Below are 21,588 nucleotides of genomic sequence, written 5' to 3' on the forward strand. Positions count from 1 at the left end.
ACAATGTTTTTTCAAGAAGATCGGGCCGCCGGCGCCAGGGCGGGCAGAGGATTGCAACCTTTGGTTGCTGACTGCAAGAGGTGAAAATACCAAGCCGTTTTTGGCCGTTTTTTTACCGAAAACAGCGTGATTTCGATGCGAATCGCACGGTTTTTTGCAGGTTTTGCAGGTTTTTCGCCTTATTGCGCAACCCTGGCGCGCAGAGTTTCGGGAATTGCGAATTCCGGTTCGGCGACCAAAACCCGCGCCGGCGGCGCGCCTTGCCAAAGGCCCGCAATCTGGCTATGAGGACGGCGTCCGCGCTTAACCACATGGACGAAGCCGCTTTAGCTCAGCTGGTAGAGCACCTCATTCGTAATGAGGGGGTCGGGGGTTCGAATCCCTCAAGCGGCACCAGCACTTAGCTCGATTTCCACACCTTCCAGAAGCAGTCCGGTAAGCAATCGGTAAGCGGGCGGGGGAAATCTGCGGAAATTTTGGGCTATCGGCGCGTCCGAAAACCTCCCCACGCGACGTCGCTGATTCGAGCTGGCTTGCCGGATAAGCGTCGTTGGCTCCGCAAGACGCGCCGGGAAATTCCATGATTTGATCATGGGTCGGGCTTTTGGCGGAGTGTCGGCCGTCAGCTGCGCAACCGGGGGGAGATAATCGTCTCCCATCATCCGGCCGCCGCGTTCAAATACCGTCATTTGCGCCAAACTACGATGAAACACGGCTTAAATCTCCGGCGCCATCGTCGTCCAGAGGCGATAGGGAGGGAGATATCAGCCCCTTGGGCCGGAGGCGTGGGGACTCCCCCCCGATCCGGCTCGTCCGACAATGGACAGCGCCGACTGATGGGTTAAGCTCGGGTTGATCAACCGATAAGGTACGGCCATGGGCATCACGTCCCGCGCCTATATCGTAACCGAGAGCGGCAGCATCAAGCGGATGCCGAGGGATGTGCTTGAGGGGCTGCTAACCGGCGCTTACGCCTGATGCTGACCCCGATCGGCGTCACGGCCGCGCGCAGGCCCAACCTTTCTAAGTTTGTTCCGGCTCGTCCAGACTGGCGATCTGGATCTGTAAAAGCTCGAACAGATAGGCTTTCATCGCAGACAGATCAGCTTTGCCGCTAGCGGCAAAGGTGTCGTCTCCTTGTTTCAAACAGGCTCCGAGGCGCTCACGCGTCGCCATGATTTGGTCAATTACCGTCGGCGCGCCCGGCAAAACGACGGCCAATTTGGCGCAAAGGCAGGTATACGCGAAGGCCCTTGCTGTACGGCCATTGCCGTTCTTGAACGGGTGAACCCAGTTAATCCGCCACAAGGCATACGCGGCAGCATCAAGCGCGTCGCCAATCGTCCAAATTTCACTGAGCTCCCGAAACAACGTTTCAACATGACCCTCCACCTCTGCCCAAGGCGGAGGCTGATGGACAATGACGCCTGTAGCTCGATTACCGACACAGACCTCTTCACGGCGATAAATGCCCGGGCTCGCCAAAAGGAGGATGGTCCCTGCCCGGTGGAATTCGCGCAAAACTGATGGGTCCGGCGGTGAAGCGGGGCGGCCGAGGCGAATATGTTCTAGGTAAAAAATTATAACAGCTTCAAGCAGATTTACCACGTTCGTGGCGTTTAAGTGCTCAATTTTGTGCGCGGCCTCGCCGTTGATCAAATCCCAATTATCGTCAAACATCATTACTCACAAAAAAAAGCCCAGCTAATGCTGGGCATCATGAATTTAATTATGTCAACGTACGGTAGCCTTTTTGTCCGCGCTCTGGGTGGGTTCATGACCCTCGATTTCATCCAAAAAGCTCGACACTTCCTCACGCGTGACATTTGAACCATTAGCGCGGAGGCCCATAACGAGGCTTACGCGCTGCGCTCGTCTCTGAGAGGGCGTCACAACGTGCCGCCGCGCCTTCTCGGCAATTTGGTCCAGCGTCATTGTTGGCATCTGCTTCTCCCGCCGATTTATTTATGTCGTTGAAAATTTTCGATTTTATTACGATAGATAGTGCCGCAGACTAAGCCGTTGACACTTACACGTGACAATTATGCATGATGCACGACTAGCGAGCAAGCCGGCCGGGCCACGATCAGTTCGATCGTTGCGCGCATGACACACTACATATTGGGCCCGATTGTTTACGTGAAGCTGGCTGCCCACTAAATGCCCAAAAGATACGATTTGCATGCGAATTGCGATCACGTTTGCTCGACTAACTGATGAGAGAACCAGCCAGTTCCATACATGCAGGCTGAACCGCTAACGATCGCGTGACGGCGTCATCCTAACATGCCCAGAATGTCGATGATCATGCGCCGCGCTTGCGTCAAGCTGTTCCTAATCGCTCGAAGTCCGCAGCTGGGATGCGGCGCGCGCTCCCAACGTTGCCCTTCGAAGGCTGCCGTCGGCGATCATGCGATGTATGGCGTCATGCCTCACGGCCAGGACGACGGCAGCTTCCTTGACGCGATAAAGCGATTTCGGGGGCATTCGCGCCCTAACTCGACGGTTGGCGCCACGCCGGGGTTTTCGGACTTTAGCGCGACCAGCCCCGCGACCGGTTATCACCGTGCGGGGCCCGATCCTTGGCGGCTGTACATCCGAGCTCGTTCAGGAATTAGAGCGTTGATAGCCCGCGCTTGTGTCAAATTGACGGCGCCTTGAGGTCGGCCTCCAGCGCGCCGCCGCCGTATTGGTTTATTCGGCGTGGGCAATCGTCGCGTCAATCAGGCGCTGGATGTAATCGGGATCATCCCGAAGGGCGTCAAAAGGCCGAGGATCGAACCCAAGCGAAAAGCCGCCCTCATCGGGTTCCATCTTCGGCAAGACGCCAAGTTGAATGCCGAAGTATCCATCAGACGACACGCGGGGTTCATGCCCATGAGCACGGCAGGCAGCCACGAATCTGGCGGCAAGGGCGCTGTAATCGACCTTGTTTGCCTTTATCATTGGGGTTTCACTCGTCATTGTTTTGGCCCTCCAATTCCCGATAGAAAAATTCCTTGAAATCCTTTACCTCGCGAGAGAGCGCCCCCATCGCGTAGACCAGGCCGGAAAAATCGGCCTCCGAAATATCGATGATGTATCGGTCGTCGCCATTTCTCGCCGCCCCTTGGATCACTGTGTCTTGAAATACAAAGTCAGCGGAACAGATGGCGCCCCAAAGGGCCATAACTTTATTTTCTAGTCGCCAAATCGTCTCCTCGCGGGTGGGTTCGGGTTTGTCAGTCATAGGCGTTGGCTCCTGCGTTGATCACTTCGTTCTCGGCAACGGTCAGGAACGAGCTCAATAGCGCTTGAACCTGATCTTCCGTAAACAGGCACCCTTGCATTGCTTTCAGGAGGAATCTGGCCTTGGACCGGGCTTCGGCCAACGTCTGGGCCGGATAAGCGCATACAGCCAGCATTGCTTTGGCTTCGGCCGCGCTGCGAACCTCAACTTCGGCTTTGAGAAGTGGGAAGGTGGGATCATCCTCCGAAATGTAATCTGAAAAATCAGAGATTTCCTCGAAATGAGCCCAAGCCCGGCGCTGACGCTCCTTGAGCCCGCTTAGGGGACTGATCGCCGCGCGGGCTGCGGTGATTTTGGCGACGGCGGCTGCGAAATCCGGCAAGCCGGTAGCTCTTGCGGGTATGGTATCGTTCGACATGGGAGATTTCCTTCTGTTTGAATGATGGAACTGGTTACGCCCCGAAGGTGTTCACGCGTCACCTTCGGGCGCCGCATGCGCTGCGCCGGCAGGGGCCCCGTTGACAACCGCTGCAAGGATTCCTTCCTGTCCCGGCGCTTCACCGCGCCAGTCTCCGAGTTTGGCCTTGCGACCGCGCGCGGGTCTTTCGCCGGCGCGGTCGGCAGGCGGTTCAATGGGCGACGGTGGGGTTGGTCCCTTCGTTGGCTTGCCGCCCAGGAGGCGATGAATTTGCCCGCGCGATGCGTTGACGACCTGCAATCTGTCGCCAAGGCTCTTCGCCTCGGCGTCGAGTTCGTCCAGCAATGTCCGCGCAATATCGTTGACAGCTTTGCTCATGCGTTTTTCCTCAGATCGCGAGGAGATCGCGGATGATGCGAGCGGCAATCCGCTCGTCGGTCGTTGTTCCGAAGCCTTCAAAGTCGCCGCAATGGCACCATGAAACGGCGCGGGCTTTCACCTTGAAGCCTTCCAACGTCCTGGCCGGAATGGCTTCGATCCGCTCAACGACCGCGCTGGTCGCCCCGCAGGCGGCCACTACATCTTCGTCGGAGCTGCTATCGTTTATTTTGTTCTCTTGATCCCAGGCCTCTTCAAGTTCGCGGCCAAGGGCGATGAGTGCGGCGTCGCTATCGGACGATGCGGCGGCGGTGATGGCGCCGAACACAGTTGCAGCCGAACCTGCCGCGAGGAAAAGGCGGCGGGAAGGAGTGCTGTTCGCAATGACATTCTTGGACATTTTGGACCCTTTCTGTTGGTGGTTTGCTAGAGGTGAAATCAGGCGGCGAAATTGGCGATCAGGCGCAGTTCGCCATAGGTGCGGGCGCGCCGTCCGGTCCCGCTGAGGCGCTGAGCCTTCGCGGCGGCCTCGCGGCGCTGGTCATCGCGGATCGCGCAAAGCACGAAGGCGTCGCCCTTGGCTGCTTGCCACATCATCCGCAGGCAGGCCGCCCAATAATGCGGATGTTGGCGCGGCGTGGCCTTGGCGCCGTGCACGGCACGAAAGCGGCGCCAGGCGGCGGCGAAAATTTCGCTGCGGGTGAGGTAGAGCTTGGTCGGCATTGTAAAAACCCTCGCACCTTGCTAAAGTGTGCATATAAAATGCAATATCGCTTCTTTCATGTCAACATGAAAAGCGCAATAGGGGTTTTTTTATGCTAACTATGGCGCAATGCCGCGCAGCTCGCGCGCTTCTTGACTGGTCGAGAGAGCAACTCGCTGAGGCCTCGAAGGTGGGATTGCGAACCATCGTAGATTTCGAGCGGGGTGCCCGCGAACCGCGTGAGCTAACGAAAGACGCTCTTTGCCGCGCCCTCCAGGCCGCTGGCGTCGAGTTCATTCCCGAAAACGGCGGCGGCGCGGGTGTTAGGCTGAGGAACAAACGGATGAGCAACGAACCCATCTATGTAGACGCATCGCGTTCAGCCGTTTTGAATCACGGCGTCACGTCGATAAACTGCCTCACGCTGCAAGAGGCGAAAATAGCCTTCGACAATCTGCCGAAGGACCGCCAGGAGATCGCTTCCATCACATCGGTAGGAAGGACTTATAGCCCATCCGAGATTCAGCGACTTCATTACGGTCCTAAGCCCGAGGCCTGAAACGTCCGGAGACAAGCTAGCGCGGAAAACGTTGGCGGCGGCGCGTCAGGCTGAAAAAGTCGGTCGCGCCTTCAAGGAAGGTGCGTCAAATTTTCGCGTTCGCGCGCCGGTCTGGCCGCCGCTAAACGGGCCTTGAGCGTTGCGCGACAGGGCCTTTCGGGGTAACGAGGCTTAACCATTTGATAATTGATTTTCTCCTACAAGGAACAAACAGTGTTGACATCCGTTAACAGCATAATGCATTTTGGTGGCGACCTTGGCTAGGCCACGCCACCCTGACAAGGACGTTGAGGCTGCTATAGCTGAAGCAGAAGCTTTAGGCTGGACGTGGCGGAAACAGGGGCATTGGGGGCGTCTCTATTGCCCTAAAGCCGATAGAGACGGGTGTCAGGTCGGTGTTTTTGGAACGCCAAAAAATGCGGGCAACCATGCAAAAATGATCAGGCGGGACGTCGCCCGCTGCCCACACAAAGAGGAGGAGGACGATGGAAACGTTTGAATTCAGCATCATCGCTTCTGGCCTTGACCCGCAAGCGGATGATTTTGAAACCCGCTTTTTCGACGCGGGATGCGATGACGCGACTGTTTCCTTCCAAAAGGGACGCATCATCATCGACTTCATGAGAGAGGCCGAAAGCTTCCAGGCTGCGATCTCGTCCGCGATTGATAATGTCATCGCGGCTGGCGCAACCATCGACCACGTCGAGCCGGGCGAACTTGTCAGCCTAAATGAAATCGCCAGCCGGACCGGGCTGTCTAGGGCTGCTGTTTCCCACTACGCCCAAGGGAAGCGCGGCGATGAATTTCCTGCACCCTATGAAAAGGTCACGTCCAAGCAATCCCTTTGGCGGTGGCCTCCGGTGAGCAAATGGCTTTTCAAGCGCTCGCAAGTTGGAAAGAGCGTTGTAATTCAGGCCGAACTTGTGGCCTACACGAACAACCAAATTCGCAAAGGCTCATTGCCTTCACAGGAAAATCTTGAGCAAGAAGCTGCGCGTTGCGTGGCGGAGCTTTGCGACTAACCAAACGACACCGACCCATTCATCGGGGCGGGAGTCTTGCGTTTTGGAAAACAGACACCGGCATTATTTCGGCCAAGCCCCCTCCGGTCTGCCACTTTGCGGTTTCGTCGCAAGTTGCGACGGAATTACATCCGACAGCCGAACTCATTCCGCTGGATGAGCAGAGCGCCGCGAACGACAAATAGCTGGCGCGCACGCCGTGGTGGCGAACGGGAAGGCAGATCGTGCCGAAAGTCCAAATCAACGCGTCAGCTTACGGGACGCCCGGCGAAGTTGTCGCCGTCGAAAATGGCTTGGTCGTGTGGACCGGACCGATCGAAGACCTTGGCGACGCCGGCGGCTTCGATGCGCTGTTCTGCCATGATGACGACGAGAAGCGCTTGATGTCCTTATTCGTGGCGCTGACGCCACCCGGTGAGCCTGGAAATCAAGACGGCGCGACGAGCCAAGGCATCACCGCGCTCGATCAACGGAGCATGACGGCCCCCCCCTGATACCCGCCGCCGACGATTGGCTACATGAAGGCGCCGGGCCTTGCTTGCGTGTGGGTGTCGTGGTGTTGCGATCAGCTCGGCCTTGCCAATGATTGCCGTTCCTCGAAATCGGGGCGCAGCGCCGGTTTGTCTGGTCCGCCTGCGGCTCCAACGCCGTGAGCGTAACGCCGGATTGGCGGGAGTATCGCGCGTGGGAGGGGTCCCCTTCGCCAAAAAGCCTCAAGCTTTGCGGAAAATCGCGCCCTTGACCGAAGCGTCACAGCGCGCTCAAATCTCACCGGCTTTTTATCAATTTCTTTTTGCGCCGTGGAGCACTCAGATGCTGGACCCACCCGCCCCTTTGCAATCGAAAATGGCCTCCGTGGAGTTGGCCAGAATTGAAACTGATTGGCGCAAATATCTTAGCGACGGCGCGGCCTCCGGAGACACTCCGGCGTTGATTTACGAACTTATGCCAGCGATCAAAGCGGAGGCTATCCGACGGGCTGAATGCCACGTCATAGCTTCGGGAAATCGACACGAACAAAGCGCTCCAAGCCATTTCGATGAACTTGTCGGCGAAGCCGTTTGGATCATTGACCTTATGCATGCTTTGCTCAATTACCCCGAGTTGAGCGAGCCGTCCGAAAAATCGTCGAAACGAAACGATAGATTTGGAAACCCATTGCGGTTATGGCGAATTTGGCCCGTCGACGCAATTGAACGGGGCGCACCGGAATGGATGAGCACCTCTAGCAAGACGGTGTGGCTGCTTCCTGTCAGCGAGGAAATTGAGGACAGCCTTACGTCCTATCTTGCTCGACCGTGGCTAGCTCACCCACTTTTGGACTGGGCGTTGTTAAGCGGCTGGCTGTTGGGAGCGGCCCATCGATGGCGGCACAGCGTCGAAAATAGTTATTTAGCTCGCGGCAGCAGAGGTGATCTACCCTTAAGTTCTTACTTGAATATTATGATGGACCTGATTGATGCGCCCGATGGTGCCGCCCAACTTCGTCGGCTCAAAGCTGTCTATAGTTGGAAACGGGGAATTGGAGCTGTCTGTCTCGCCGCTTTAATCGCTTTTTTATGGCCCACAGATTGGCTTGCGGTCTTTGGCATTTTGATATGTTTGTTAGCCATCGATTATTGTTTTGTAGCGCGGTCATTCAAGCAATCGATGAGTGATTTGGCCACGGCTATTGACCGAGATAGCGTCGCCATGCGTAAGATCAAGTCTGCATGGCTGGCGACCAATGCATCTGCAATGGACTTGGACGACGTCGCGGGAAAATTGCAGACAGCAGAATTGGCCGGGCTTCCGATTTCGTCTGGATATCGTGCGCTGCTTGCCGCGATCCGAGAACGGCGAGGCCGCGTCCTCGCGCTCGATCGGTGAGAGCAACCGCAGCTCAGACATTGAAGACCGCTTTATGTTTGCTGTCCTCTCCGCCTTAGCCGCTGTTGCGGCATGTGGCGGCTTTGGGCGCGTCGTGAGATACGTCTGCCTTGGGCGATGAAATCAACGCCTGTTCAGATCGCTTGCCGCCGCCCGTGAGGCGATAACCGCGAGTTGATGCCCCAAAGCCGCCGCCGTTCCCTGATCGGGCTTGACCGGAAGTTTTGCCAGCAGTGTGCGGGCAACAGTCGGATTGACCATCGCCTCACGCACTATGGCGTCACGCGACGCCAGTCCGGCAGCCTGAAGCCGGCCAAGGGTCTTGGCGCCGAGCCACGCCGCCGCCGATCCCAACGGGCCTGCGCCAGCGAAATGCGCCCCAGCGGCGATACTGGCCGCGCCGGCCTCGCCAAGCAGCCCCTGCAAGATGCTGCCCTTGTTCGCCGCCAAATCCTGCGCCGTTCCAGGTGAGGACGTGAGGCCCTTGGTTTGATGAATACGCGCGGCGCGGTCGAGATCGGCGCCAACCGCCGCAAACGTATCCATTTCCTTGGGCGAGAACACTTGCCGCAGCACGTCGGAATTCTGCCGGACGAAGCCCATGAACGCGTCGGACTTTAGCGCGTTGACGCCGCTTCCGTTGATGGAAGTGTTCGAGGTTAGCTTGTTCAAGACATGGTCGACGATGGCGCGCCTCAAGCCTTCCGCCGCCGCAGGATCGCCAGCCGCAGCCGTTGCAAGGTCGCGCATCTTTTGGACGGCGCCCTGACTGCCGAAAATGCCGCCAATGCTCTTGACCACATCGGCACTGTCCGAGAGGCCCGCGACCTTGGCGAGCGCGCCATTATTGAAAGCGTCAAGCGCGTCTTTGCGCTTGGCCGCCATGTCGAACACGGCTTGGCGGGTATCGGCGGCAGTCTTGAACTTCGCAGCCACGTCGGCTGGAAGTTCGGCCAGTGCCTCTTTGTTCTTGGCGAGCCAGCCATAGACTTTGCCGGGGTTTAGAACGCCGTCTGCGTCCGTCGCCTGTTTGCGGATCGTGTAAGCGATGGCGTCGGAAAGAGCATCCGGCGAACCGCCAGCCGCGAGGAATTGCCTAATTACGTGCGGATCGGTCGCCTTGCCGCCAGGGGCGATGGCCGAGACAACGGCGGCATCGGGCATTTTATAGCCGCCGCGTGGCGCGCTTTGCAGAACCTGACCGGGAACGCCTTCGTCAAACGTTTCGGCGCGCTCGCGCGTGGCTTGCTTGGCGTCCTTGTATGCGGCTACGTCTGCGGGCGTCGCGGGGGGAAGTGCTTCTCCCGGTACTGCTTCAGCGCCCGCATCGCTTCTAAATCCCCGGCCTGTCTGGCGCGTTGCTCCAGATACGCTAGAAGCGCCGGCAAGTTCTGCTGTGGGAGGGATGTTATCGCCTCCTCCACCTGCTGCAGCGGCGTTTTCCCGGTCATTGAAATTTTCGCCCCAAGATTTAATACGCGCGCTTAGCGCATCTTCCGGCGCCATCGTTCCACGGCTAACAGCAATCTGGTCCAGCGCGGCTTGATTTTCAATGCCGTGGTCCATCGAGTCATCCAGCGAGCGCCGGAGCATGTCCAGCCGGCGCGTGGTCTGCATATTCCCGGCCTGCCGCGCTTGCGCCGACGCGTCCGTGATCGCCGAGCGCAAATCCTTCAGCTCGTTGAACGGCATATTGTCGGCATAACCCGCCGCAACATCGAAAATGCGCGCCTCTTCGCCTGACATGGGCGTCGCCGACCGGCTCATCTCGCCTTTGACGCGGTTCGCCGTCTCGGCAATCCCCATGCTCGGAACGGAAAGGTTGGGATTGACCAATCCCCAAAGCTTGTTCTCGTTCTCTTTCGACGCCGCCCGCGCATCCTCCATCGGCTTTCGCAAAGCGTAGCCGGTCGCGTCTGCCCCGCCACGGCCACCAATCGCGGCTTCCGCATCATTGGCCGCAGGGGTGATAGCATCAACCTGGGCTTGGGTTGCATTGTCGATCTCGTTGCTAATTTGACGGAATCGCGCGGCAACGTCAGCGGGGCTCCCGGCTTCTTGAATGCCTGACAGCGCCTCGGTGCGCTTGCTCGCCTGCTCTTGATCGTTCGCAATGAAAGCGTTCTTGGCCTCGTCGTCCCGCCCGTTGCGAAGAGCCCGCTCTTCCTGCAATAGGCCACGGTCGCCGGTCAACGTCGCAAGCGATGGCGTGGAGCCGGGAACCATTTCATAATTCGGCGCCTCGCCGGGACGCATCGGGCCGGGATTAAGCGTTCGATCGACAGCATCGAAATCCTGCGCGCGCCCCGCGATGTAGCGCGCGGCAGATGCCTCCGGGCTTAGGATAGGCTCAGCGGCGAGCACAGCGCGGTCAACTCCGCCAGAGATCGCCGAGCCAGCTACGCCAGCCCCAATGCCACCGAGAACCGCACCACCAAGGCGCGCAGCGGGCTCAAAGCCCGTGCCTGCGGTCAATTGGCCGGCAGTTTCCGACGCAACGGCAGGAATGACGCCGGCAGAAATAAGGTTCTTGCCAGCGAGCGGCAGAAATTCACCGATGGTCTTGGCATAATCGCCCGGAACCGATCTAGGCTTATATTCGCCGCCCGTCAGATAGTCCGGGAGCGCCTTCGCCTGTTCGTATGTCGGACCAAGCGCGGCATCAAGCCCGCGACCCGCGAATTGAGCATCCAGCCCGTTCATATCATTGAATAATTCTTGCGCTGTTTTGCCTTCCGGCAACATCCCGAGCGCGCTCGCGCCGTGAGCAATCAGCCAGTTTTGACCACGCGCGCCCAAGTCGCGCACCGTGCGCAGCGTGGACGGGATTCCGGCCATTGCGCCGTAGATGACGCCTTGGGCACCGCTGTTCACTACATCAGCCGGAACATCCGAAAGAGGGATTTGCGGGCGATCTTGCTTCGACTGTGTGGCAGAAGAAGCCAGTGCACGATCAAGGGCCGCAATCGTCGCATCAACGGGCGAAGGTGCGCTAGCGGGGGCCGAAGCTCCGGCATTGGGCGCGGGCGTGACTCCGTCGCCGACGCCGCTGTCGCCTCCGCTGTTCCTGAGAGCAGCATCGAGTGCGTCGATTGTCGCCTGGACAGACGAAGACGCGCGCATTGATGCAGGGATGGCCGGCGCAGGAGCGTCTATTGTCGAGAGAGCATCAGCCATTAGAAAAGACCCTGTTTCGAGTGCAAACCGCAGTAACTGGCTTCCCATTCTTCGGGGCTCATCGGCACTGCCTGTCTAAAGAAGGTGATCACGGACCCGCCCCGGATTGCGCGACCAGCGGCAACTTCATCGCGCCAGTCGTTCATCTTGGCTGCGATTTCCTCTTCGCTGAATGGGCTGTCAGCCAGAATGGATTCCGGATAGTTGGGGGCCTGTCCTTCAATTCGGGTCAGGCGAGTGTGAAGGCTGGTTCTCATCACGAGCCCCTGACCGGATTGGCGCGGCATCCGCAATGATCTGGGACGGCGGCGTCGTGGCTTGCCTCGTTCGCAGTCGGAATGATTTTTTCGGCGATGGCCCGACGCAGCAGTTCGGGGGGCGTTATCCCGGTTTTTTCCGCAATGCGCTCTATCGCGGCGCGAGCGCCCTTCGGCAAATAAACGCTGACTTTTTCGGGAAAGCGCGGGGCGGCGTTTCGGAATGCGGCGGTGGCGAACATGGCGAGCCCTCAAAAATCAAATAGTGAGCCCATTGTGAATGAGGTCGCGTCGGCGTCTACGGAGGTTCTGTTGAAGTTGCGAAGATTGGAGATTTTGCGGGATTTGTAGCGGTGCGCGGAATTCAATTCGCTTGAAATGAAATCAGGATTTCAAGATTGGGTACACGTCACCTTGGGGGTTTGTTTCAACTTGAAAGGGAACTTCCTAAATCGCCTGCTTAGGTATTCCAGTGGTAGCCTCACTGGTAACCAACCGAGTGGTAACCCCTTTGCTCGCCTTGGCGGGAATGTCTTGCGTCTAGCCCTTGTCTTTGGCGCGGCGGTTTCCTCAACCGCCTGATTGGGCTTTCTACTGGCAACCTCACTGGCAACCGCCTCTCGAACCCTGTTCGCACTGTCCGGGCTCAGATCAGGGCGGCCAATCCGCACCGCTCGAAATAGGCGCGCACCTTGGGCGATGAACGGTCGCCGCCAAGATATTCCGCCAGGGCGTTGCCATCGCCATCCAGCAGCATGCACAACGCCGGCGCCGAAACCTGCCATGGGCCGTTAGCTACGCGCCGGCCAATATCATGGACCGCGCACCATGTGCGCACCGTGGATTCCGACCTTCCCGCAATTTCCGCCGCCCGACGCAGCGAAAGCGCTTCACGGCGATCATACGGCCTGAGCACATGGGCCCCCATATCGTCGGCCTGTTCGAAAAGCGTCATATGCTGCTCCGGATCAGAAATTCGCAGCCCCTCGCCACGCTTCCGCGCGTCGGCGACGGCGTCAGTGATGCTTCGCTTTCTTTGGCATCACGTGTTCTCCCGAAGCGCCGATGCCGAGACGATCCAATTTTCCCGCGATGTAACCTCTGAGTTCGTCATCGCTCATTTGAGAGAAATCGCCAGGGCCGCCGCGCTCCTGTTTGTCGACGATCAGTCCGGCGACTTTCGCTTTGCTCATTGACGCGGAGACGGCAGCAGCGATCTGGCCTTTTTCCAAAGCCACGCGGCGCGCCTGTTCGAGCTCCACCAAAATCGTTTCAACGCTCACCTTGGCCGCAGATGCCTTCGCCTGCTCCAGATGACCGATAAGGGAATCCGGGAAGTACCTTTGCCTTTTGAACTCTGCCGGAATGGCGTCGTACAAGGTCTCTAGAGCTTCCAACGTTGCCGGTGATTTGAGCCACGCATTCAGGTCGCGACCGTTGCGCGGCTCGGCGCCTGCCGCAACAAGGATTTTGTCGAGACCTGGGGCAAATCCATGGAGAATGAGGCGGCTTAACTCGGCATCAGAAAGCGTGCTGATGTCGACCGACCCCGCTTGAGGAAGGCGTGAGACATCGTCTTCAGTCAAGGCGGCGCGCGATCCCTCTTCGGGAAGGTAATGATAGACGATGACCGCGAAGATGGGGTCGAACAGCACGGCGGTTTGAGGATCAAGTCCCGCTGACTCTTGCGCGCATTCGATGCGTTTCAGGCGGGTAAGGTTCGTTTTGTGCATGGTCACTGGCCTTTCCCAAATCGGCTTTCGATCTCGTTCAGCCGCCGCTCGAATTCCATCGTTTCGATTGCCCGCCGGCGCACTTCCAGGACGCCGGCCGCCGCAGTGGCCTCTTCAGGCGTAATCTTGCCTTCCGCCATGGCGCCGACGATTGCAGCCATAGCCGCCGCGAGGTCGTCTGCGGTTTCGATCTTCGGTAAGGTCAAGTTGATGGGCCGGCCCTTCCGAACTGGCGCGATGCGCTCGACCACGATGCGCGCCGCCGTCATGTCGCCGTCCTTGGCCTTGGCGATGATCGCGCGAACGACCGCCTCGGCCTCATCTTCCATGAGCTTTTCCGCCAAGATGGTGGACTTGTGCCGCGCGCCCTTCGGTTTCCCCTTGGGGTTGCCTGATCGGCCTTTCTGAAAAGGTGAGCCGCGCTGCTTTCCCGCTGCATTTTCAGCCACAGGAGCCCCCTTTTTGCTTCTCAATGGGCGAAGGCGTCACAACCGTTACAAACGTTACATTTGCAACGCCTGTAACGATCACCGATGCGTCACATACGTCACACCCCCCCTTTAGGGGGTGTAACGATGTAACGCTGTAACGGTGTGGGGCGCACATCGGAGAGCGGATCACGGCAACCATATGAAACGCTCCCCGTCGACGACGCCGGCAACGAGGTCTTGCCGATCGATTGCGTTCTTGATCCCGCGCCATAAAGCCGTGCGGATCGTATTGGGCTCTTTGTCCGCCTGGCGCTCGTAATAGACGTCGCGGATGCGGGGTTCGGCGACAGCGCGGACCATCGGGCCGTCCATAAACGACCTGATCTCCCGACCATGAGCGCCCAAGGCTTCCCTGACGCATGCCATAAGCAAGTTTGCCGATGGCGGCGGCTTTGGTTTCCCAGCGGCCTTTTTGGGCTTTACGCCGACGACCTCGGTGATGCTCTCGACCACAAGGGAAGATATTTCGTCGCCGTCCTCGTCCACGGCAAGAACAACGCGTTTAAGCTTCACGTCGAAGGCAAGGCCGCCGATCTCGTCCTTTGCCTTCTCGACCGTCACAACAGAGACGCCGCGCGCCTCGTCTTTTTTCACGGACCAAACGACGTCGGCGGCAGCGGGCAAGCTGGAATGGCCGCGCGCGCCGTTCTCGACGTTCTTGCCGGAATGATGGATGACGAGCACGGCGCATTTGAAATGAGCGGCCAGGACGTTGGCATTGGCGATTAGCGCCGTCATCCCGGAGCCGTTCTCTTCGGCGCCGTGAAGCACCTGCGAAACCGTATCTATCGTGATCAAGCGCAACGTGAGGCCCTTTGGCCGCGATTCGATGCTGAGCCGCAACTTTTCGAGGTCGCCCTTGTCGGTTCCGAGATTGGGCGCCGCGCTAATCAAATAGAACGGCAGCTTTTCACGTTTCAGGCCATGGGCTTCGCGATAGGCAGCAATTCGTTTGCGGAAGCCTGCCGCGCCCTCAGCCGCCACATAGCAGACGGAGCCGGTCTGAACCTTCTTGCCTGCCCAAGGTTCGCCCTGGGCAATCAATAAGGCCAGATCGGTGACGAGGAAGCTTTTGCCGCAACCGGATGGCCCATAGACCACAACGAGGCCTTGCGATGGCATGAGACCCTTAACGGTCCATTCCTCGCGCCCGCTGAAGGTGATTTCTTCGAAGGCTTCAATTTTGAAAAGCTTTGCGGCTTCGTCCTGTTTAGGCGCGGCATGTGGTTCAAATGCTTGACGCCGAAGATCGCGCTCGGCCTGTTCCAAGGGAACTATCGAGTTCATGCGGCGGCCCTCCGAGCATCCTTGTTGACGAAGATCGGGGGTGATGGACGCGTGAGCGCCTGTTTCAATTTTCCTCCGAAAACGGCGTTATCGACGAGCAGCGAGTGACCTTCGAGTTGGAAGGAAGCGCGCGCCGGATCGGCGATGAAAACGCCGCGCCGGTCCGCCTTCAGCCAATCGAGCGCCGTTTCATGTACCGGCAACGGTTCGTCGAAGCGCGGGGCGAGGATGTTGTTTTCGCCGAGCATTGAGAGTCGTCCGAGCCAAAGCCTCACTTCTCCCGTCCTGGGCGTCCAGGCGGCAATGTCCGCAATCTCGCAGTCAATGTCCCGCGCCAGAATAATCAGGGCCCGCTGGGGCCGCTGAGGATCACGCAAATAGGAGGTGAATTCAAAGCCCTTGTCCAAAAATTCCACTTGGGCCGCTGTCACCGGAAAGCCGTCGAACGGAGCAGGATCACGGGCGAGCGCCAGAGGCGGAACTCCCATCGAAAGGAGCCACTCGAATCCGGTCTGCCGAATTTGCGAATAGTTCTCGCGCCAAGCCGCAAGAATGTCAGCCTCGCCAAGGGCCATTTGCGAAAGGGCATCGCTCATTTGCTGCCCTCCCGCATCATGCCGGCGATGGCGATCAATGCCGCTTCGGCGCGGTCGATGTCCATCTTGCGGGCAAAAAGATCGGCCTGACCCGGCCATCTCGCGATTGCAACAGCGCGGGCGGAATCCTTGTTTTCCTTGCCGGCGAGGATGCCGGCGGCGCGTTTCCAGACCGGCGGCGCGACCATCGTCACGGGAACGCCGCACGCAGCGAGCACCCCTTCGATTACGCCGCGCGATCGGCCAAAGCCGAAAGCACCAACGGCGCCTTCGCCAGGACGCGGCCCAACAAGCTCGCAATAGGCCTTGGTGGCGTGGCTCTTGTAAATGATCGACGCCAGCAGCGGCGCGTTGATCGCCCTGCGGTTTTTTGCGCCGTCGGCGAGCGTCGGCATGTCGTGAATTTGGACAATATCCCCGTTCGGGCCGATGACGACGACGGCGCCATTAACGCCCGGGTCAATTCCGATGCTGATCATGACCGCACCCCGCGCGGTCCGAGGCCGGCCAGGGCGGCGATGGTCGACGCTATTTCCGGCGCGAGGCCATAGCGGCGATATAGGAATTGAAGGACGATGGTTTCTGCGGTATGTTCCCGGTTGATCGCCGCCAAGCTGATCGAATTCCGGACCCGGTATGCGCCCGCCAGCGCTGCCGGGTTCAACTTTTTGTCGACCATTATTCAGCGGCCTCCGCCCTGCGTTCGGAGGTGCTGCGCACGGGCCGGCCGATCTTGCCGTTCGCCCAATTGTCGAGCTTCTCTTCAGTGTAGAGAGGAGTGCGGGGTCCCGCATAGAAAATTTCGGGGCCGCCGCCGACGGTCGCGAGCTTGGCTAGGGTCCTGGGCGCACCGAAACCATACTTGCTTTTGAGATATTCTCCTGCCTGCTTGCGGCGGAGGTATTGAACTTCGGGCATTGCGGTTTCCCTATAAACGTTGGAATAACCGCATCTTTTCTTAATATTACTGCCCGATATAGTCGCCCGATATTGTAACGATAAAAATAATATCAGGCGCTTTCCGGCAAGGCCCGGAGTTCGACTAGCAGGGCGACCAGGTTGTTCCCTATCGTCTTCTCTGTGATCGGAGGTGCCTCAGGGTGCGTTTCCTTGATCCATTTGTTCATCAATCGAGCGATGTCCGACTTTTTGATGCCCACGGGAAATCCGGAAAACCGCCCGCGAACCTCTTGTTCTATGAGCCACCAGCTTGAGGGCTTTCCCGCCGCGCCAGTCCTGTAAATGATTTCAGGCGTTATTGAAGGTCCGGCAGGTGCGCCGATCTCGTTAGGACCAGAGGACGATTTAATGTTTATGATGTCACCCACGAGAACATGGAGCCGAGTCCAAGATAACTCTCCGTCTCTCCTAATTATGTCCCCATCGCATTGGGGCCATTTTTCGTAATCACCAAATTCAAGAGACGAGTGCCTAGGCCGAATAATGTTCTGAAATATTTCGTCATCTCTCGCGACAGGTGAAATAATATTTATGGTGACTTCATCGAAAAGGTCGATTGAAAGTTGGCTGACGGTGTCGTCTCCCTCTTTCAGCCCGTAAACTTGGAGAACCCCATCTCTGATAGCGTCCATCAGTTTTTTGATGGCTGCGTCCCACTTGCCCGCAAGTTCAGCTGAAATCCCGTATGAAGCTCCACCACCTGGGCCATCAAAGTTTACGTTTTGAACGCTGAACGCGGTATCCGACGCGCAGCCGGGCCGTTCTTCCATCGCGAATGGTTCGAGTGTATCGCTTTCACTGACAATCCATTGAAGCGCCAGCCCCAACGGAGCCTTCTTGTATTCCCACCAGCTGAAGAACGATAAAGGCGTTGTCATTTTTGGCGTCTCTGTTCATCCCGCGCATCCGCACGCTTTCGAGTGACACGCGGAAACCGGGTGATGCGTCCCGACTTGTCGGCTGGCTAGCCTATCCGCGTTTCGCCATTCTACATTTGTTCTTTGGGACTTTCCTCCTTTTTCTGTTCGTTTCCACTGGTGAAATCCATCGGGCCGGACAGGCGGCATTCAGCCCAGCCGTCGAGGTCAGCGGGCTCATAAACCGGGTAGCGGCCGAATTTGCGGAACACGGGGCCGCCACCGTGGACGGCGAGTTTGGCGAGATGTTGCATCGAACAGGGCGCGCCATAGCGTGATTCCAGGTAGGCGGATGCTTCGCGGCGGCGGAGAAATTGCGGCGCTGCTTTCGAGGTTTGGTCTTTTTTGGTCATGTCTTCCACTTTTCGTTCATGCCCAATCATGTCGGGAATGAGCGAAGCATGGTCGAAGATTTCCGGTGATGCATTCCGCAAATTGAGCATGCGTAACTTGCGCAGGCGCTCCGCTTATTGGCCACTTAACAATTTCCTTGCGCGCAAGACGGTATCGCGACTTGGAGCAGCCGGAGGACCGTTCTTTTCGGCGTAGGCTCGGACGGCTTGGTAAAACGCCGTCTGGCCCTTCTCTCGGCGGGATGGCAAATTCCTCCCATATAGACGGATGATCAGGTCCATGGCGTCCTCGAGGCGCGGCGATGATTGGTCGGCTTTGTCGATTTGATTTGCGCCGTCTCCCACCTTGTCGCCGACATGGACAAAATACGCAGGGTCCCGACCATAACGGGCCAAATCATCGCACCAGTTCTCGACAGCGAAATAAGCCAAGCCGTTCGTCGGGATGATTTCAAAGAATTGGGAAAGGGGCGTTCCGATCTTGGCGACCACTGTGCATGTGCCAGTGCGCAGCGCGTTGCGAAATTCTCCGGCCATTTCTTGCCAAATATCGTTCAGTGCGATCCGCAACGATTCGGCAGTTGCGTCGTCGATAAACAACGGGGCTTCGAATCGCAGGGGGTGGTCATAGAAATTCCACCCATCCCCGCTCAAAAAGACCTTGCCGTCGTCGCGAGAGAAAAACACCCTCTTGGCGCCGGCGAGTAGCAGGCGATTTTCGAACTCCCGAACTTCGGGCTCGTCTAAATGGCCTAAATTGCCTTCGCTGTCGTCATGAGCACCTGATCCATACACAAAAGGCGCCCTCGATAAAGGCACCCAATCCGGATCAGGCTCGCTTATCCGGAGTTCGCGCTGCTTGCTTCCGCTCGCCATTCTTCGTCGCTTTCCGTTTAGGAAGGCGGATAACGTTGCTCTTGCGATCTGAAGTGGCAAAGGCTGCCGCGACCTGGCCGCCGATCTGCTCCACAGCGCTTCGCGCCACCTTCTCGTGGACGTGAGCATAGCGGGCGGTTGTTGAAGCTTGGTTATGTCCGAGCAGTTTACCGATTACCGGCAGACCGAGAGAATCCCCGACGCCGAGCGAAGCGAAGCTGTGGCGCAAGTCATGGATGCGAGTGCCGTCGGGTAGGCCGGCTGCCTTGCGGATGGCATCCCAGGGGTTTTTGAGATCGGCGCGCGGCTGACCTTCGACATCGCCGGGAATGACGTGTGGATTGCCCTTGATCCGAGGCAGCGTCCGGAGGATATCAACCGCAGCATCGGGGAGCATCAGAATTTTTTTGCCCGTCTTCGATGTGGGCAGGTTGATGACCTTCAGATTGAAATCGACCCATTCCCACTTTGCTTTCAGGATTTCACCTTTGCGCGAGCCGGTCAGCGCAATGAGGCGGATGCCCGCGAGCGCGAAGGAATCGATGATGCGGAGCCTGTTCTTCGCCTTGGGGGCGTGCTTCGCGTTGGGTCCGTTTTCGTCAATCTGCCAAGGCAGGCCAACCGTCTCCGCGTCAGACATCGCGTTCCCCAGCATGGTCAGCTGTTCAACCGACAGGAAGACCTCTCTCCCTTCCTCTTTATAATGCTGAATCCCTTGTACCGGATTTTCAGGCCCGACCTGATGCTTCGTCCTCTTCGCCCAGCCCCAAATGCTCGAAAACACGCGAAGCATCATATTTGCGGCCGAAGGGGTGTCCTTCATTTTCGCGTGGGCGCCGGAGAAAGTTTCCGTCGAAATATCGATCATCCGGCGACGGCCGACCATCGGCTTAAGCGTGTTTTTGATGATCGCTTTGTAATTCTCGCGGGTCACTTCGCCGAGTTTCGGGAAATGTTCCGCCTCGTAGAGGTCGGCAATCTCGTTGAATGTCAGGACGTTCCGCGATTTCGCCCGCGCATCAACCGGATCAATGCCGCGCTCGATGTCGCCAAAAAGTTTCTTGGCGTCCGACCTGGCTTGTTCCGGCGTCAGCTTGCCATATTCGCCGAGCACGTAACGGCGCGATCGCCCGTGCATTCGATATTGTATGATGAAGGCCTTCGCTCCGACGGCGCGTTCTCCGTCCGCCGCCACGTCCGCCTTGTTGGGCCGATACGCAACCACGCCAAAACCCGACAGGCATCCCTTTCCCGCGTCCCATAGAATATCGCGGTCCTTGCCCGGTGGGCAGACCAGCGCATCGACGGTGGTTTTGGTGATTTTTCCTCGCGCCACTGGTTTTCGCTCCAATTTACGGTAAGCATCCGGTAAGCACCAACGAGAAACACAGGGAGCATATCAGAAAACATCAGCGCCTAAAAGGGCTGGAAAATATGGGGTTTAGGAATTGCTAGAAATTTCCAGAACGAGCCGGCCATTCCCGAATTTATTATTCCCGCTTAAGCGATGGTCGGATTTTCGACCGGGGAACGATTGGGGGAAGGCGCGATGGCTGAAAATGCAGCGGGAAAGCAGCGCGGCGCGCCTTTCCAGAAAGGCCGATCAGGCAACCCCAAGGGCAAGCCGAAGGGTGTGCGGCATAAGGCAACGGTATTGGCGGAAAAGCTGATGCAGGACGACGCGGAAGCGATTGTTTCGGCAGTGGTGACGGCGGCGAAGGGCGGCGACATGACGGCGGCCCGGCTTGTCTTGGAGCGCATCTCGCCACTGCGCAAAGGCCGCCCTGTTTGCCTTGATCTTCCGACCGTGCAAACCGCATCGGACATTGCGGCGGCTATGGCGGCCCTGACGGCGGCGATGGCGTCGGGCGAAGTCACACCGGACGAAGCGGCGACGGTCGCCAGCGTTTTCGAGGTGCGGCGCAAGGCGCTGGAAACGGAAGAATTGGAAAAACGCCTTCTGGCGCTTGAGGAGAAGGGCAGAAAAAAATGAGAAAGAATCGGCTTGCGCGTCGAATCGCGGCTTTGGAGGAGCGCGGAGGTGGAAAAGAGGATGTTTGGGTGATATTTTATGAAATCGTTCGGCCTGATCTGAGCGTCATGAGGGGCAACAAGATTCGCAGTCATGATGGCGTCTTTTGCATCGAGCGCGCGCCAAATGAATCGGATCAGGAATTCGAGTGCCGTGCCTTGGCCGATGCGGAACAGTTCGCGCGCGCCAATGATCACGCCTTAACGATTTTTCATGAGTTGGAGCTATGAAAAGCGATTAACTGTTATCGTCCGCGCTCCAACGCGCGCGCGAGGGGCTGACCGTCTAGCAATCACGTTATTTCGGGAGAAATATCCATGCGCGGATGGAAATCGCCAATTCTAGTCATCCCGCTCGATCCTGCCGGGACGCCGCACGGCCGCGTCGATATCACGCCTTTTATGGAGGAGGCATGCGCCGCCCTAGGCTTCGTTCGGCCTGATTGCGTTGAATGGCTGCGCGACGTGGTGGTTGGTTTTGAGCACGAAACGTCCAAGACCGTTACGCGCGAAATCATCAAGCACCTTTGCCCGGATCGACCGAAGGGAAGCCGCGCGCCGCTTGATCTAACCCATCTTATTCATGACGGCTTTTTTTTGAGGCTGGCGGGCGTGGCGCAATGCGCTGATATCGCGTAGGATTCGGTTGCTTACACCCACCCTTTCGCGCTTTCGCTCCGGCCACGCCCGCCATGAATGACATAACGATTCTCCCGTTCTCGTTTCCAGCCG

General features: G+C 58.2%; 28 protein-coding genes and 1 tRNA gene. 8 read left to right on the plus strand and 21 right to left on the minus strand.

Features of this window, described 5'->3' with window-relative positions; translation table 11 throughout:
• Nucleotides 1–320: 320 nt before the first annotated feature.
• Nucleotides 321–396 (plus strand) — tRNA-Thr (locus QZY01_RS05305).
• 627 nt (nt 397–1,023) lie between these two features.
• On the opposite strand, the gene QZY01_RS05310 is transcribed toward QZY01_RS05305, so the two are convergent.
• The 7 genes from QZY01_RS05310 to QZY01_RS05340 form a co-directional block, all read right to left on the minus strand.
• Entirely contained in the window at nt 1,024–1,683 is a 660-nt protein-coding gene (locus tag QZY01_RS05310) for a Fic family protein (RefSeq protein WP_294534270.1), read from the minus strand.
• A 1,011-nt stretch (nt 1,684–2,694) separates the two neighbouring features.
• The gene (locus QZY01_RS05315) at nt 2,695–2,964 is read right to left on the minus strand and encodes a hypothetical protein (RefSeq protein ID WP_294534272.1); all 270 of its coding nucleotides are present in this window, start codon (nt 2,962–2,964) and stop codon (nt 2,695–2,697) included.
• Nucleotides 2,954–3,229 carry a hypothetical protein gene (locus QZY01_RS05320; protein WP_294534274.1) on the minus strand — a complete coding sequence of 92 codons (276 nt, stop codon included), beginning with the start codon at nt 3,227–3,229 and terminating at the stop codon, nt 2,954–2,956. The genes QZY01_RS05315 and QZY01_RS05320 overlap by 11 nt, the downstream gene beginning before the upstream one ends.
• Nucleotides 3,222–3,647: a hypothetical protein gene (locus tag QZY01_RS05325; RefSeq protein ID WP_294534276.1), complete on the minus strand. Its 426-nt coding sequence runs from the start codon at nt 3,645–3,647 to the stop codon at nt 3,222–3,224. The genes QZY01_RS05320 and QZY01_RS05325 overlap by 8 nt, the downstream gene beginning before the upstream one ends.
• A gap of 51 nt (nt 3,648–3,698) precedes the next feature.
• Nucleotides 3,699–4,025, minus strand: coding sequence for a hypothetical protein (locus QZY01_RS05330; protein ID WP_294534278.1), 327 nt, complete (start codon nt 4,023–4,025; stop codon nt 3,699–3,701).
• A gap of 10 nt (nt 4,026–4,035) precedes the next feature.
• On the minus strand, nt 4,036–4,425 hold the full coding sequence (locus QZY01_RS05335) for a hypothetical protein (protein ID WP_294534280.1): 390 nt from the start codon (nt 4,423–4,425) through the stop codon (nt 4,036–4,038).
• 38 nt (nt 4,426–4,463) lie between these two features.
• Nucleotides 4,464–4,748, minus strand: a complete 285-nt coding sequence (locus QZY01_RS05340; protein ID WP_294534282.1) for a hypothetical protein — start codon at nt 4,746–4,748, stop codon at nt 4,464–4,466.
• A gap of 101 nt (nt 4,749–4,849) precedes the next feature.
• On the opposite strand from QZY01_RS05340, the gene QZY01_RS05345 reads away from it, so the two are divergent.
• The 4 genes from QZY01_RS05345 to QZY01_RS05360 all read left to right on the plus strand — a co-directional run bounded on the left by QZY01_RS05345 (nt 4,850) and on the right by QZY01_RS05360 (nt 8,178).
• Nucleotides 4,850–5,287, plus strand: coding sequence for a helix-turn-helix transcriptional regulator (locus QZY01_RS05345; protein WP_294534326.1), 438 nt, complete (start codon nt 4,850–4,852; stop codon nt 5,285–5,287).
• Between the two features lie 485 nt (nt 5,288–5,772).
• Entirely contained in the window at nt 5,773–6,309 is a 537-nt protein-coding gene (locus tag QZY01_RS05350) for a hypothetical protein (RefSeq protein WP_294534284.1), read from the plus strand.
• A 293-nt stretch (nt 6,310–6,602) separates the two neighbouring features.
• Nucleotides 6,603–6,803, plus strand: coding sequence for a hypothetical protein (locus tag QZY01_RS05355; RefSeq protein ID WP_294534287.1), 201 nt, complete (start codon nt 6,603–6,605; stop codon nt 6,801–6,803).
• A gap of 244 nt (nt 6,804–7,047) precedes the next feature.
• Nucleotides 7,048–8,178 carry a hypothetical protein gene (locus QZY01_RS05360; protein ID WP_294534289.1) on the plus strand — a complete coding sequence of 377 codons (1,131 nt, stop codon included), beginning with the start codon at nt 7,048–7,050 and terminating at the stop codon, nt 8,176–8,178.
• Nucleotides 8,179–8,301: 123 nt separating this feature from the next.
• On the opposite strand, the gene QZY01_RS05365 is transcribed toward QZY01_RS05360, so the two are convergent.
• The 14 genes from QZY01_RS05365 to QZY01_RS05430 all read right to left on the minus strand — a co-directional run bounded on the left by QZY01_RS05365 (nt 8,302) and on the right by QZY01_RS05430 (nt 20,161).
• Nucleotides 8,302–11,355, minus strand: coding sequence for a hypothetical protein (locus QZY01_RS05365; protein ID WP_294534291.1), 3,054 nt, complete (start codon nt 11,353–11,355; stop codon nt 8,302–8,304).
• Complete coding sequence (locus tag QZY01_RS05370) at nt 11,355–11,612, minus strand: hypothetical protein (protein WP_294534294.1); 258 nt, start codon at nt 11,610–11,612, stop codon at nt 11,355–11,357. Before QZY01_RS05370 ends, QZY01_RS05365 begins: the two co-directional genes overlap by 1 nt.
• A gap of 646 nt (nt 11,613–12,258) precedes the next feature.
• Nucleotides 12,259–12,567, minus strand: a complete 309-nt coding sequence (locus QZY01_RS05375) for a hypothetical protein (RefSeq protein WP_294534296.1) — start codon at nt 12,565–12,567, stop codon at nt 12,259–12,261.
• A 61-nt stretch (nt 12,568–12,628) separates the two neighbouring features.
• Nucleotides 12,629–13,351 carry a hypothetical protein gene (locus QZY01_RS05380; RefSeq protein WP_294534299.1) on the minus strand — a complete coding sequence of 241 codons (723 nt, stop codon included), beginning with the start codon at nt 13,349–13,351 and terminating at the stop codon, nt 12,629–12,631.
• On the minus strand, nt 13,348–13,794 hold the full coding sequence (locus tag QZY01_RS05385) for a DUF5681 domain-containing protein (RefSeq protein WP_294534301.1): 447 nt from the start codon (nt 13,792–13,794) through the stop codon (nt 13,348–13,350). Before QZY01_RS05385 ends, QZY01_RS05380 begins: the two co-directional genes overlap by 4 nt.
• 168 nt (nt 13,795–13,962) lie before the next feature.
• Entirely contained in the window at nt 13,963–15,105 is a 1,143-nt protein-coding gene (locus QZY01_RS05390) for an AAA family ATPase (RefSeq protein ID WP_294534304.1), read from the minus strand.
• A gap of 14 nt (nt 15,106–15,119) precedes the next feature.
• A complete protein-coding gene (locus tag QZY01_RS05395; protein ID WP_294534306.1) occupies nt 15,120–15,719 on the minus strand; it encodes a hypothetical protein in 600 nt (199 codons plus the stop codon).
• Entirely contained in the window at nt 15,716–16,198 is a 483-nt protein-coding gene (locus QZY01_RS05400; protein WP_294534308.1) for a hypothetical protein, read from the minus strand. The genes QZY01_RS05395 and QZY01_RS05400 overlap by 4 nt, the downstream gene beginning before the upstream one ends.
• Complete coding sequence (locus QZY01_RS05405) at nt 16,195–16,398, minus strand: hypothetical protein (protein WP_294534311.1); 204 nt, start codon at nt 16,396–16,398, stop codon at nt 16,195–16,197. Before QZY01_RS05405 ends, QZY01_RS05400 begins: the two co-directional genes overlap by 4 nt.
• Nucleotides 16,398–16,637 carry a hypothetical protein gene (locus QZY01_RS05410; protein ID WP_294534313.1) on the minus strand — a complete coding sequence of 80 codons (240 nt, stop codon included), beginning with the start codon at nt 16,635–16,637 and terminating at the stop codon, nt 16,398–16,400. The genes QZY01_RS05405 and QZY01_RS05410 overlap by 1 nt, the downstream gene beginning before the upstream one ends.
• A 92-nt stretch (nt 16,638–16,729) precedes the next feature.
• Nucleotides 16,730–17,557, minus strand: coding sequence for a hypothetical protein (locus QZY01_RS05415; protein WP_294534315.1), 828 nt, complete (start codon nt 17,555–17,557; stop codon nt 16,730–16,732).
• A 110-nt stretch (nt 17,558–17,667) separates the two neighbouring features.
• Nucleotides 17,668–18,039, minus strand: a complete 372-nt coding sequence (locus QZY01_RS05420; protein ID WP_294534316.1) for a hypothetical protein — start codon at nt 18,037–18,039, stop codon at nt 17,668–17,670.
• 24 nt (nt 18,040–18,063) lie between these two features.
• On the minus strand, nt 18,064–18,825 hold the full coding sequence (locus tag QZY01_RS05425; protein ID WP_294534317.1) for a hypothetical protein: 762 nt from the start codon (nt 18,823–18,825) through the stop codon (nt 18,064–18,066).
• Nucleotides 18,779–20,161, minus strand: a complete 1,383-nt coding sequence (locus QZY01_RS05430) for a site-specific integrase (protein ID WP_294534318.1) — start codon at nt 20,159–20,161, stop codon at nt 18,779–18,781. The genes QZY01_RS05425 and QZY01_RS05430 overlap by 47 nt, the downstream gene beginning before the upstream one ends.
• A 198-nt stretch (nt 20,162–20,359) precedes the next feature.
• Here QZY01_RS05430 and QZY01_RS05435 point away from each other — a divergent pair, with 198 nt between their 5' ends.
• The 3 genes from QZY01_RS05435 to QZY01_RS05445 all read left to right on the plus strand — a co-directional run bounded on the left by QZY01_RS05435 (nt 20,360) and on the right by QZY01_RS05445 (nt 21,495).
• Nucleotides 20,360–20,818 (plus strand): DUF5681 domain-containing protein, encoded by a 459-nt coding sequence (locus QZY01_RS05435; protein ID WP_294534320.1) that lies wholly within the window; start codon nt 20,360–20,362, stop codon nt 20,816–20,818.
• A complete protein-coding gene (locus QZY01_RS05440) occupies nt 20,815–21,087 on the plus strand; it encodes a hypothetical protein (protein WP_294534322.1) in 273 nt (90 codons plus the stop codon). Before QZY01_RS05435 ends, QZY01_RS05440 begins: the two co-directional genes overlap by 4 nt.
• 87 nt (nt 21,088–21,174) lie before the next feature.
• A complete protein-coding gene (locus tag QZY01_RS05445; RefSeq protein ID WP_294534324.1) occupies nt 21,175–21,495 on the plus strand; it encodes a hypothetical protein in 321 nt (106 codons plus the stop codon).
• The last annotated feature ends 93 nt before the right edge of the window (nt 21,496–21,588 follow it).

Source organism: uncultured Rhodoblastus sp. (assembly GCF_903903185.1).
Classification (GTDB): Bacteria; Pseudomonadota; Alphaproteobacteria; order Rhizobiales; family Beijerinckiaceae; genus Rhodoblastus.